The organism is Eggerthella sp. 1_3_56FAA, assembly GCF_000185625.1.
Taxonomy (GTDB): domain Bacteria; phylum Actinomycetota; class Coriobacteriia; order Coriobacteriales; family Eggerthellaceae; genus Eggerthella; species Eggerthella lenta.
In genome coordinates, this window is record NZ_GL622582.1 from 51,941 (window position 1) to 64,032 (window position 12,092).

The 12,092-nt window shown below is 66.9% G+C and carries 11 protein-coding genes; all 11 read left to right on the forward strand.

Going from position 1 to position 12,092, the window contains the following annotated elements; genetic code table 11:
* On the forward strand, positions 1-2,144 hold a 2,144-nt coding region (locus tag HMPREF1023_RS13480; RefSeq protein WP_156788378.1), incomplete at its 5' end, for a VanW family protein.
* 16 nt (positions 2,145-2,160) lie between these two features.
* On the forward strand, positions 2,161-3,471 hold the full coding sequence (locus HMPREF1023_RS13485) for a phenylacetate--CoA ligase family protein (protein WP_009306986.1): 1,311 nt from the start codon (positions 2,161-2,163) through the stop codon (positions 3,469-3,471).
* Positions 3,468-3,896 carry an amino acid-binding protein gene (locus HMPREF1023_RS13490; protein ID WP_009306987.1) on the forward strand — a complete coding sequence of 143 codons (429 nt, stop codon included), beginning with the start codon at positions 3,468-3,470 and terminating at the stop codon, positions 3,894-3,896. The genes HMPREF1023_RS13485 and HMPREF1023_RS13490 overlap by 4 nt, the downstream gene beginning before the upstream one ends.
* Positions 3,889-5,292 carry a D-alanyl-D-alanine carboxypeptidase family protein gene (locus HMPREF1023_RS13495; protein ID WP_009306988.1) on the forward strand — a complete coding sequence of 468 codons (1,404 nt, stop codon included), beginning with the start codon at positions 3,889-3,891 and terminating at the stop codon, positions 5,290-5,292. Before HMPREF1023_RS13490 ends, HMPREF1023_RS13495 begins: the two co-directional genes overlap by 8 nt.
* 25 nt (positions 5,293-5,317) lie before the next feature.
* Positions 5,318-5,755 carry an FHA domain-containing protein gene (locus HMPREF1023_RS13500; protein WP_009306989.1) on the forward strand — a complete coding sequence of 146 codons (438 nt, stop codon included), beginning with the start codon at positions 5,318-5,320 and terminating at the stop codon, positions 5,753-5,755.
* 162 nt (positions 5,756-5,917) lie between these two features.
* Positions 5,918-7,669, forward strand: a complete 1,752-nt coding sequence (locus HMPREF1023_RS13505; RefSeq protein ID WP_009306990.1) for a thiamine pyrophosphate-dependent enzyme — start codon at positions 5,918-5,920, stop codon at positions 7,667-7,669.
* Positions 7,666-8,277: an indolepyruvate oxidoreductase subunit beta gene (locus HMPREF1023_RS13510; RefSeq protein ID WP_009608650.1), complete on the forward strand. Its 612-nt coding sequence runs from the start codon at positions 7,666-7,668 to the stop codon at positions 8,275-8,277. Before HMPREF1023_RS13505 ends, HMPREF1023_RS13510 begins: the two co-directional genes overlap by 4 nt.
* Before the next feature lie 3 nt (positions 8,278-8,280).
* The gene (locus tag HMPREF1023_RS13515) at positions 8,281-8,715 is read left to right on the forward strand and encodes an amino acid-binding protein (RefSeq protein ID WP_009306992.1); all 435 of its coding nucleotides are present in this window, start codon (positions 8,281-8,283) and stop codon (positions 8,713-8,715) included.
* 5 nt (positions 8,716-8,720) lie between these two features.
* Complete coding sequence (locus HMPREF1023_RS13520; RefSeq protein ID WP_226843989.1) at positions 8,721-10,085, forward strand: phenylacetate--CoA ligase family protein; 1,365 nt, start codon at positions 8,721-8,723, stop codon at positions 10,083-10,085.
* Positions 10,086-10,095: 10 nt separating this feature from the next.
* Positions 10,096-11,037, forward strand: a complete 942-nt coding sequence (gene gluQRS / locus HMPREF1023_RS13525; RefSeq protein ID WP_009306994.1) for a tRNA glutamyl-Q(34) synthetase GluQRS — start codon at positions 10,096-10,098, stop codon at positions 11,035-11,037.
* A 358-nt stretch (positions 11,038-11,395) separates the two neighbouring features.
* Complete coding sequence (locus tag HMPREF1023_RS13530) at positions 11,396-12,073, forward strand: hypothetical protein (RefSeq protein WP_009306995.1); 678 nt, start codon at positions 11,396-11,398, stop codon at positions 12,071-12,073.
* Positions 12,074-12,092 lie beyond the last annotated feature (19 nt).

Consider the following 12,092-nt stretch of genomic DNA (forward strand, 5'->3'; position numbering starts at 1 on the left):
GCGGGACGAACGCGGGCAAGGGGTCGCGGCAGACTCGTTCTTCCGCGCAACGGCCGCGCGGTTCCCGTTCCTACAACACGCCCGCCGTCTGGACGAAGGAGGCGCCACGCTCGAATCTCGCAGGAGGAGCCGCGCGCCGAGCGCTCGGCGCAGTCGGCGGCGTGCTGCTGTCCTTGCTCGCCCTGGTCGGCAAGGGGCTTGCGACGTTGTTCCGCGCGCTCGCGGCTCTCGTGGCGCGCAGCCGCATCGCGCTCGCCGTGGTCTTCGTGTGCGCGGCGCTGCTCGTCTTCGGCGTTGCGGACTTCGCCGTAAACGCGAACAAAGCTTACCCCGGCGTGCGGGTGGGGCAGATCGACGCCGCCGGAAAGACGGCCGACGAGCTGGCCGCCCTCATCGACGAGGTCTACGGCGCGCGCCTGGCCCAAGGCAGCGTGACCATCTACGCGAACGACGAAGCGGAGGCGCGCATCGCCGACGAGACGGCCGCCGCGCAGGACGCGGCGCTTGCCGAGCAGCTGGCGTTGGAGGAGGCGCGCGCCAACAAGCTTGCTTGGACGGCCGACGCGGCCTCGCTCGAGGCGCGCGTTCCTTCCGATGAGCTGGCCGCCGAGGCGCTCGCCGTGGGTCGCGAGGACGGCGGCATCCTGGCGCGTCTCGCTGCGTTGGCGACGGGCCGCGAGCTGAAGCCTCGCGCCGCGTATGCGGAGACGGCGGTGGAGTCGCTGGCTTCCGACATCGACGCGGCCATCGGCGACCCGCGCGTCGACTACGGGATCGTCGTGGAGGACGGCACGGCTTCGGTCACCGAAGGCCATGACGGCTTCATGGTGAATCGCGACGAGCTCAGGCGGACGCTCGACGAGCTGCTGCTCGGTCAGGAGGACGGTAGCAGGTCGTTCGTCGCCCGAGCCGAGCATGCGCCTTTGCGCATCGACGAGTCCGCCGCGCAGGATGCATGCGACGCTGTGAACGCGGCCATTGCCGACGGGGCGCGGTTCACGTACGAAGGCGCCGCTTGGAGCGCGTCGGCTTCGGACGTCGGCAGCTGGGTGTCCACGCGCATCGACGGGTCGTCTCTCGCGGCGTTCGTCGACGCCGCCAAGGCGAAGCCTGCGCTGCTGGCGCATGTCGCCGAGGTGGGCAAAGGGGATCCCGTGCACGTGTCGTTCGAGGTCGCAGACGACGATGTGATCGTCCGCACCGATGGCGAGGGCGCCATTCCGCTAGTCGCGGAAGCTACGGGGCTGTTGGATGCCGCGCTGTTCGGCGATGACGGCAAAGCGCGTACCGGCGTGGGAGCGGGCGCGCCGGTCGAAGTGGCCATCGGCTCCGGTCCCGCACCTGAGGCGATGCCGTTCGACGAGGCGATGGATCTCGGGGTGATCGGCGCCATCGCCTCCTACACCACCGAGTACGCCACAGGCCCCGGCACCGAGGCGCGCAACCACAACATCGCGCTCGTGTCCCAGTACCTCAGCGACTCCGTGGCGAAGCCCGGCGACAGCTGGTCGTTCAACGGGACGGCGGGGGATTGCAGCACCGAGGAGCGCGGCTTCAAGGGCGCGGGCGCCATCGTGGACGGCGAGTACGACGACGCCATCGGCGGGGGCATCTGCCAGGTGGCCACCACCGTGTTCAACGCCGTGTACGATGCAGGATTCCCCGTGCTCACGAGGCACAACCACTCGCTTTACATCGCCAGCTACCCCACGGGGCGCGATGCGGCGGTCAGCTGGCCCGATCTTGACTTCGTATGGCAAAACGATTCCGCTAGCGATGTTTTGGTGCGTCTTTCTTGTGTGGACGGGTCCGTAACGGCTACACTATACGGAGTCGACCCCGGATACAAGGTGTCCACGACGACGGGCGACTGGGGCGAAGGCCGGAAGTACGAGACGAGGACGACGATCGACGATACGCTCGCGCCGAACGCGAGCTACGTCAAGACGCGCGGAACCGATGGGCGCACCATCACCATTATCCGTACGGTCAAGGACGAATCCGGCGAGGTTCTGCACGAAGATCCGTTCAGCTCCGTGTACGATCCGGTAACGGAGGTCGTCGTCGAGGGTCCCAAAGTCGCGGGCGACGGAAAAAGCGAGGCTGCGACGGAGGGTTCTTCATCCAACGTCACGAGCAATTGAGAGGTGAGCATCCAAGGTGTACTATCAGCCAGACATCGAGACCATGCCCGTAGAGCAGCTGCGCGACCTGCAGCTGGAGCGCATGAAGAAGACCGTGCAGCACTCCTATGACAACGTGGCGTTCTACCAGCGATCGTTCAAGGAGGCCGGCGTCGAGCCGGGCGACCTCAAGACCCTCGAGGACCTGCCGAAGTTCCCGTTCGTCGTGAAACAGGACATGCGCGACGCCTACCCGTTCGGGCTGTTCGCCGTGCCGCAGAAGGACGTGGCGCGCATCCACGCGTCGTCGGGCACGACGGGCCAGGCCACCGTGGTGGGGCATACCGCGAACGACCTCAAGAACTGGGGCGACTGCTTCGCGCGCGGCATCCATATGGTGAACGGCAACGAGGACTCCACCATCCAGGTGTCTTACGGCTACGGCCTGTTCACGGGCGGCTTGGGCGCGCACTACGGCGGCGAGGCCGCGGGCTGCACGGTCATCCCCACCTCCTCGGGAAACACGAAGCGCCAGATCCAGATGATGAAGGACCTGGGCACCGATATTCTCGCTTGCACGCCCTCCTATGCGCTGCTCATCGCCGACACCGCTATCGAGATGGGATACGACCCGGCGGTCGACTTCAAGATCTCGGCCGGCATCTTCGGCGCTGAGCCCGCCTCCGAAAGCATGCGCGAGGACATCCGCAAGAAGCTGGGCATCCAGTACTGCGACGTGTACGGTCTGTCCGAAGTCATGGGCCCGGGCGTGGCCATGGAGTGCGCGGAATCGCACGGCCTGCATGTGGCGGAGGATCATTTCTACGCCGAGATCGTGGATCCCGATACGCTCAAGCCCCTGCCCGACGGCGAGTACGGCGAGCTCGTGTTCACCACGCTCACGCGCGAGTGCTGCCCGCTCGTGCGCTACCGCACCCGCGACGTCACGCGCATCATCCCCGAGGAGTGCGCGTGCGGACGCACCCACCGCAAGATCGACCGCATCGTGGGGCGCACCGACGACATGCTCATCCTGCGCGGCGTGAACGTGTTCCCGTCCCAGATCGAGCAGGTCATCGTCAGCTTCCCGGAGATCGCGGCGCAGTACCAGATCATCCTCACCTCGAAGGGCCCGCTCGACCACGTCGAGCTGGACGTGGAGACGGTGCCCGAATTCCCGTTCGACGAGATCCGCAAGCTCCAGGACCTCAAACGCCGCTTGGCCGCCGAGCTCAAGAGCAACCTGCAGATCGCCGTGGACATCAAGATCGTGGAGCCGAAGACCATCGAGCGCAGCGAGGGCAAGGCGAAGCGCATCATCGACCTGAGAGAAGGGAAGAAGGCATGATTTCGCAGCTGACCGTTTTCCTCGAGAACGAGAAGGGCCGCCTCGCGGCCGCCTGCCGCGCCGTGTCCGACGCGGGCATCAACATGCACGCGCTGAACCTGGCGGACACGTCGGACTTCGGCGTGGTGCGCATGCTGACCGACACGCCCGAGGCCGCAGCCGAAGCGCTGCGCGAGCAGGGCTACCGCGCCACCGTCACCCCGGTGCTGGCCGTGCGCGTTCCCAACGTGCCGGGCGGCCTGGCGAAGCTCCTCGAGTTCATGGACGAGCAGGACGCCAACGTCGAGTACGGCTACTGCTTCTCGGTGAACGAGGACTACGCCGTCGACGTGCTCAAGGCCGACGGTTCGGACGACCTGGAGCAGAAGCTGACCGATGCCGGTTTCGAGCCGGTGCGACCGGAGGACATCTACCGCATTGACTAACTTCTTCGAGCATATCGCATCCGTCGGGCGAGCGCGCCTTCTAGCATGCGCGCTCGCCTGCGCGCTGGCGCTTTCGGGCGCCGCTTGGACGGCACCCGCCTTCGCCGACGTGCGCAAGGCAGACGTCGTATACGGCCAAACGGTCGATGCACGCGGCCTGGCCGTGGCGCAGTGCCCCAGCATCGACGCCGAGTACGCCATGGTCATGGGGGCCGACGGCACCGTGTACTTCGAACGCAACGCCCAAAGCCCCACGCAGATCGCGTCCATCACGAAGATCATGACCGGCGTGGTTGCCCTCGATGCCGTGGAGGACGGGCTCCTGTCGCTCGATTCGCCCGTCACGGTTTCCGCCGCCGCCGCCGCGGTAGGCGAGTCGTCGGCGGGCTTGCAAGAGGGCGACGTCATGAATCTCGATGCGGCGCTCAAGGCGCTGCTCGTGCCTTCGGGCAACGATGCCGCCGTGGCCATCGCCGAGACGATCGGTGCTCTCATGGAGCCGGGCACGTCCGATCCGGAAGCCGTGTTCGTGAACGCCATGAACGCCAAGGCTCAGGAGCTGGGCTGCACCGACACGGTGTACGACAACCCGCACGGGCTTGATTTCGACGCCTACGCGGGCGATTTGCACAGCACGGCGGCCGACGTGGCGAAAGTGGTGCAGTACGCCATGACCAACGACACGTTTCGCGCGGCTGTGGGCGGCGGGAGCACCACCATCCAGGTGACGCGCGCCGACGGCGCGAAGGCCGACATCTACCTTGAGACCACCGACGGGTTCTTCGACATCTACGAGTACGCCATAGGCGTGAAGACCGGCGTCACCCTGCTCGCCGGCCCGTCGTTCGCGGGCGCCGCCAACAAGGACGGCCGCGAGCTGTACGCCATCGTCATCAACTCGTCCTCCGAGGCGCAGCGTTTCAAAGACGCCGAGAGCCTCTGCGAATGGGTGTACCAGCACGAGATATCCTACCAGCTTGCGAACAGCCCCGAAACCGCCACGATGAACGGCACCGAGGTGCCGGTGGTGGCCGAGGTGGCCCATTCCGGCTGGATCGACAAGACGGTGAAGGCGACGCTGCGCGACCCTGCGGCAGCCGTCACCATCTTCGACTTGAACGGCAACGTGAGCCAGTCGCTCGAGTTCGACGAGCTGGCGGGCAACGTGAAGGAAGGCGACAAGGTGGGCACGATCACCTTCAAGCAGCGCAACACCGTCATCGCCACGATGGACCTCGTGGCATGCGAGGACGTCGACGCGCCCGACTTCTTCGAGGGCGTGGGCGTGTGGTGGGACCGCCTGTTCCGCAGCTTCTCCGGAGGCCAGGAAGTGGCGCGTTCCATCACGCTCAACGAGACGCCGCTCGTCATCGACAAGACCGCGTCCGCAGCGTAGCGCCGGACTGAAGAGAGGATACGCCATGAGCATGTGCCCTGTTTGCAACAACCCCATCGATTCGCAGGCTCCGGTCTGCCCGCATTGCGGGTTCAAGCTGCTCGGATCCACCCAGCGTTTCGAGCCGGTGTCGTTCGGCGACGATGCACTGCCCGTCGCGGCCGCCCCCCAGGCCGCTGCCGCCCTCCACGTGGTGCGCGGCCCGCAGACCGGGGTCACCTACCAACTGGGCGATCAGGCGCTCACCATCGGGCGCAGCCCGCAGTGCGACCTGTTCCTCAACGATATGACCGTGTCGCGCGAGCACGCTTCGGTCGAGCCTGCGGACGGCGGCTACGTCATCCGTGACGCCAACTCGTTCAACGGCGTATGGGTGAACAACGAAAGCGTGGAAACGCGCCGGCTCGTCTCGGGAGACGTCATCCAGATCGGCGCCTTCTGCCTGGTCTACAAGGAGGAGTAGACGCGATCTCGCGTGTCGACAGGCGCGCTTCGCACTGCACCCAGGATGGCAACATGCGCAAAACGCGCGCCGTTCGGCTCGGTTTTGGACGTTTGACCGGGGCGGGCGGTGCGCGTTGCCGTATAATTCCCCAGTGGGTTTATCACACGGAAGGGTTCGCTCATGGAATTGATGTCAGGCAACGAGGCAATAGCCCAGGGGGCATGGGAGGCCGGCGCGCGCATCGGCGTGGCCTATCCCGGCACGCCGTCGACGGAGACGCTCGAGGCGTTCGCGAAGAAGGACGGCGTGTACGCCGAATGGTGCGTCAACGAGAAGGTGGCCATCGAGGTGGGCATTGGGGCGTCGGTCGCCGGCGCGCGCGTGCTGTCCACGATGAAGCACGTCGGCGTGAACGTGGCGGCCGACCCGTTGTTCACTGCGGCATACGCGGGCGTGGGCGGCGGGCTCGTGGTGCTGGCTGCCGATGATCCGGGCATGTACTCGTCCCAAAACGAGCAGGATTCCCACTGGTACGCACGCGCAGCCCACATCCCCATGCTCGACCCTGCCGATTCCGCCGAGGCTTTGCGCTTCACGCGCGAGGCGTACGACGTGTCCGAGCGCTTCGACGTGCCCGTCTTCATCCGTTCCACAGTGCGCGTGTCGCACACGAAAACGCCGGTGGAGCCCGGCGAGCGCACCGAGATCGCGCTCAAGCCCTACGAAAGCGATCCGGCGAAGTGGGTCATGATGCCCGCGTTCGCCAAGCCCCGCCGCAAGGTGCAGCTGGAGCGCATCGACGCGCTGCGCGCCTGGGCCGAGGAGTGCCCCTACAACGAGGTCGTGCGCAAGGGGAGCGCCGTGGGCGTGGTGTGCGCCGGCGCCGTCTACCAGCACGTCGTGGAAGCGCTGCCCGACGCGTCCGTGTTCAAACTGGGCCTCACCTGGCCGCTTCCGCAGCAGGCGCTGCGCGACTTCGCCGAGAGCGTGGACGCGCTCTACGTGGTGGAGGAGGCTTCCGAGTACCTGGACGAGGGCGTGCGGGCGCTGGGCATCGAGGTCGCCGCGTTCGAGAGCCCGCTGCCGCGCGACGGCGAACTGACCCCCGGCCTCATCAGAGCGGCGTTCGGCTTCGAGGAGCCTGCTCACGAGCCGTTGCCCGCCGGCCTTCCGGGCCGCCCGCCGGCGTTGTGCGCCGGGTGCCCGCACCGTCTCGTGTTCAAGGAGCTTTCCCGCATGAAGGCCGTCGTCACCGGCGACATCGGCTGCTACACTTTGGGCGCGCTGCCGCCGCTGTCCGCCATGGACACCACCATCGACATGGGCGCGTCGGTTTCCATGTCGCATGGCTTCGAGCTGGCCTGGGCGGGCACCGACCACCGTCCCGTCGTGGGCGTCATCGGCGACTCGACGTTCGCGCACTCGGGCCTGTCGGCGCTGATCTCCACCGTGTACAACCAAGGACGCGGAACCGTCTGCGTGCTGGACAACCGCACCACGGCCATGACGGGTCGCCAGGGAAACCCCTTCAACGGCGAGACGCTGCAAGGCCGCCTCTCGCGCGAGCTCGACCTCGAGGGCGTCGTGCGCGCCATCGGCGTCGAGGACGTGCGCACCGTCGACCCGAACGACGCCAAAGCCGTTCGCCGCGCGCTCAAGGAGGCTGTGGCCTCGGAGGAGCTTTCCGTGCTCGTGTTCCGCAGCCCCTGCGTGCTGATCGACCGGCATCGCGAGCCCGCCTACGCGGTGACCGACGCCTGCACGGCATGCGGCGTGTGCTCGACTTTAGGCTGTCCGGCCATCGCGAAGGATCCGGCGAACGACCACGCGCTCATCGATGCCGCCCAGTGCATCGGCTGCGGCCAGTGCGCCCAGTACTGCGCTTGGAACGCCATCGCGCAACCCGCTGGGGAGAAAGGAGGCGTCGCATGATGACCTCGAACGATACTGTCACCGTCCTTCTGTGCGGCGTGGGCGGCCAGGGCACCATCCTGGCGGCCGACCTCCTGGCTCATGCGGCGCTGGAATCCGGTTACGACGCGAAGGTGTCCGAGATCCACGGCATGTCGCAGCGCGGCGGCGCGGTGACCACGGTCGTGCGCTTCGGGCGCGCGGGCGTGCAGTCCATGGTGTCCGACCCGGGATGCGCCGATTGCGTCGTCTCCTTCGAGACCACCGAGGCGTTGCGCAACCTTCCCAACGTGCGCGAGGGCGGCTACCTTCTCGTTGCCGACGAGTCCATCCAGCCGCTTCCCGTGCTCATCGGGCGCGCTTCCATGCCCGAGCATGCGCGCGAGACGCTGGCCGCTGCGGGCGCCACGCTCATCCCGGCCGGAGACATCGCCGTCGGCGTGGGCGCGCCGAAGTCGGTGAACGTGGTGCTGCTCGGGGCGTTGGCGACCCGCCTCGACTTCTCGCAAGAGGCATGGGAGCGCGTCGTCGCGCGCCGCGTGCCTCCCAAGACCGTCGATGCCAACTTGGCAGCGTTTCGCGCGGGCCTCGCGTTCGCTCGCGAGGCTGCGGGCGGGGAAGGGGCTTAAGACGTGAGCGTTCAACAGATCAGCGTATTCTTGGAAAGCCGCCCCGGGCACTTGCGCCGCGTGCTCGATGCGTTCGAGGACGCGCATGTCAGCGTGCGCGGTTACAGCGCCTCCGACACGGGGGACTACGGCATCGTGCGCTTCATCGTGGATGCGCCCGACAAGGCGCTCGCCGTGCTGCAGGATATGGGCGCGGCGGCCACGCAGACCGACGTCCTGTGCGCGCGTCTCGACGACGTGCCTGGCGAGCTGGCGCGCGTCATGGGCATCATGGCCGACTGCGGCATCAACGTGACGTACAGCTATTCGCTCATCTCCACCTACATCGCGCTGTCCGTCAAGGACATCGCGCGCGCCGAGAAGCTGTTGGCGGCTCAGCCCGTCGAGCTCATCGGGCAGGACGACCTCGCCCGCCCCGTCGCGCCGGAAAGCCGGTGATCCGCGTGACCGACATCACCGTGAAAGGCGCGGCTTTGGCCGCCGTCGCGGCAGGCGATTTCTCAAGCCTGCCCATCCACAATCCGGCTGTCGAATGCGCCTCGCGCAAGCGCATCCGCGCCATCCAGCTGGAGAAGCTCGTCGCGCAGGTTCGCTGGACGTACGAGCGCGTGCCCTGGTACCGTGCACGCATGGACGATTCGGGCGTGACCCCCTCCGACATCAAGACGCTCGAGGACGTGCGCATGCTGCCGTTCACGGACAAGTCCGTGCTGCGCGACACTTTCCCGTACGGCCTGTTCGCCGTGCCGCTGGACGAAGTGGTGGAACTGCACTCGTCGTCAGGCACCACGGGAAAGCCCATCGTGGTGGGCTATAACGAAAGCGATATGGCCATGTGGGCCGACTGCATCATGCGGCTCGTGCAGATGGCGGGCGTCGTGCCGGGCGATCGGGCGCAGATGGCCTTCGGTTACGGCATGTTCACCGGCGGCTTCGGCCTGCACTACGGGCTGCAGAAGCTGGGCTGCATGATGATCCCCGCCGGCTCCGGCAACACCGAGCGCCACATCGCCATGATCGAGGACTACGGTACCACCGTGCTGGTGGCCACGCCGTCCTACGCGCTGCACGTGTGCGAGGTGGGGGAGAAGATGGGCTACGATTGGGCGAAGTCCCCGCTGCGCGTGGGCCTGTTCGGCGGCGAGCCGTGCCCGCCGGGCCTCAAGGCCGAGATCGAGGACCGCATGCACATCGTGTGCACCGACAACTACGGCCTGACCGAGGTCATGGGGCCGGGCGTGTCGGGCGAGTGCCTGGCCTCGCGCGATATGCAGCATATCGCCGAGGACCACTTCCTATGGGAGGTCGTCGATCCCGAGACGGGCGAGCCCGTGCCCGACGGCGAGATGGGCGAGCTCGTGCTCACGCCGCTGGGCAAGCAGGCCATCCCCGTGCTGCGCTACCGCACGCACGATCTGACCCGCGTGGTCACGGAGCCGTGCGCGTGCGGCCGCACCACGGCGCGCATGCAGAAGGTGCGCGCGCGTTCGGACGACATGCTCATCATCCGCGGCACGAACGTGTTCCCCAGCCAGGTGGAGGACGTCTTGGCGGGCATCGACGGCGTCACGCCGCATTACCGCATCGTCGTGGAGAGCGCAGGCGGCCTCGACCGCATGACCGTGCACGTGGAGCTCAAGCCCGAGGCGTTCTCGGACTCGTACGAGGACATGGAGAATTTGCGCCGCTCCATCGAAGACAAGCTCAAGGGCGTGCTGCTGGTGGGTGTGAAGGCGAAGCTCGTCGAGCCCGGCGGCATCGAGCGCAGCACCGGCAAAACCAAGCACGTCGAAGATTTGAGAAAGTAGAGGGCCCCGCGTGGAAGCCGCCTCGTCGTCCGCTCCCGTGGTGGGGCGGTTCGCTCCTTCGCCGACGGGGCGGATGCATGCGGGGAACGTGTTTGCGGCGTTGACGGCATGGCTCGTGGCCAAGTCGCAAGGTGGCCGCATCGTGCTGCGCATCGAGGACCTCGACGCCGAGCGCTCGAAGCCCGTCTACATCGATGCCGTGCAGCGCGACTTCGAAGCGCTGGGGCTGACTTGGGACGAAGGGCCATACTTCCAGCACGACCGCACGGAGGCCTACCGGGCCGCGTACGACGAGCTGCGCGAGCGCGGCCTTGTGTACCCCTGCTTCTGCACGCGCGCCGACCTGCACGCGGCTTCGGCGCCGCATCGCGGTGAGAAGCCGGTGTACCCGGGCACCTGCCGGCATCTGGGCGACGGGGAGCGCGCCGTCCGCGCGCAGCAGCGCATGCCCGCGCAACGCCTCATCGTGCCCGATCGGGAGGTCGCCTTCGTCGACCAGGTGCAGGGGCCCTACGCTCAGAACCTCGCCGCCGACTGCGGAGACTTCCTCGTGCAGCGCTCGGACGGCGCGTTCGCCTACCAGCTGGCCGTGGTGGTGGACGACGCGGCCCAGGGCGTCACCTCGGTGGTGCGCGGCGTGGACCTCCTGTGCTCCACGCCCCAGCAGCTCTACCTGCAGGAGCTGCTCGGTCTGCCGCATCCCGTCTACGCGCACATACCGCTGCTCGTGGCCGAGCGCGACCGTCGCCTGTCGAAGCGCGACCGCGACGCTGCCCTCGATGCACTGCTCGCGCGCTTCAAGACGCCCGAAGCCGTCATCGGCCATATCGCCGGCATCACCGGCCTCGCTCTCACATGCGACCCTGCAACGCCCGAAGAGCTGCTGGCGACGTTCGATCTCGCCGCGCTGCCGACGACCTTCGACGACCTCGTGCAAGTGCGTTGGAGGTAAGCCTACCGGAGTCGCCCCGCCGCAGCGACTCCGCTGCCGTGGGCGCAAAACGGCACCCATGACATTTTCTTGAGGCTATCCACTGGGAAATCGTATATCGAAAAATTCGCCATCAGGGGTTTTGGTCGACGTCGCGCCCGCACGGCACGCGCAAATTGCCATGGGTGCCGTTTTGCGCCCACAACGGCGAATCGTTCGCCGACCCCCTGTTTTCTCAGCTGAAATTCCCTCACTCACGCATTTTGCGTGAGAACTTTCGCCATAATTCCTCCACATTTCATCCAGAATGCAGATAGTTTCGCCATCGTTCGCTGCCTAAAGTTAGCCCAACGGAGGAATGCAGCGAAGGGGGAGGCGCATGACTGCCATGCAAGATAAAACCGTCGTCGACGCGAAAGCCGTCGAGGATCGGATGGCTGCAATCGAGGACACGGTATGCCGCCATCCGCTCAACCGCGAGGTGCTCTATCGCATGCTCGCGTACTGCGCCGAGGAGCGCGCGTTGGACGACCTTGAGCGCGAAGCAGCATCCTGGCCCGAATTCGAAACCGCTACCCAGAACCAGTACCGCCTGGCCGAGCATCTCGTGCGCGCCGGCGGGCTGGATAGGATCGAGCGAGACGAGCGCGGCGCCATCGTCATGGAGCAGGACAAGGAGGGTCTCGACGAGGACGCCGTCGACGACCTCGTGCGTTCCGTAGCGTTTCGCACCACCGAAGCGGGCGCGCGCTTCGTCGAGCAGCATCGCCCTCAGGCGCGCCTCGTGGAGTTGCTGCAGCTCGCGCCGGAACGCGCCGACGTGTATATCGAGCTGCTGGAGTTCGTCCGAGCCCGTCCGCGCGCCTACAACGACATCGTGGAACTGCTGCGCGGGCGCCCCGTGCTGGAAACCGTCGTCGACGGCGAGCGGCGGCGCATGCAGCCCAGCGTGTTCGTGGACAAGCTGGAGCGCTCGGGCGCTTTGGTCTGGAAAGAAGGTTGGTGTCTGACGGAGGAGGGGGACGCGTTTCTGCGGGATCTGAAGGCAAGCGAGTAGAACCATCATAAGGAGAAAG

Bases quoted from the DNA above. Each gene is read 5' to 3' on its own strand.
- HMPREF1023_RS13490 (WP_009306987.1), top strand. From the start codon at position 3,468: ATGATTTCGCAGCTGACCGTTTTCCTCGAGAACGAGAAGGGCCGCCTC.
- HMPREF1023_RS13500 (WP_009306989.1), top strand. From the start codon at position 5,318: ATGAGCATGTGCCCTGTTTGCAACAACCCCATCGATTCGCAGGCTCCG.
- HMPREF1023_RS13505 (WP_009306990.1), top strand. From the start codon at position 5,918: ATGGAATTGATGTCAGGCAACGAGGCAATAGCCCAGGGGGCATGGGAG.
- HMPREF1023_RS13510 (WP_009608650.1), top strand. From the start codon at position 7,666: ATGATGACCTCGAACGATACTGTCACCGTCCTTCTGTGCGGCGTGGGC.
- HMPREF1023_RS13530 (WP_009306995.1), top strand. From the start codon at position 11,396: ATGACTGCCATGCAAGATAAAACCGTCGTCGACGCGAAAGCCGTCGAG.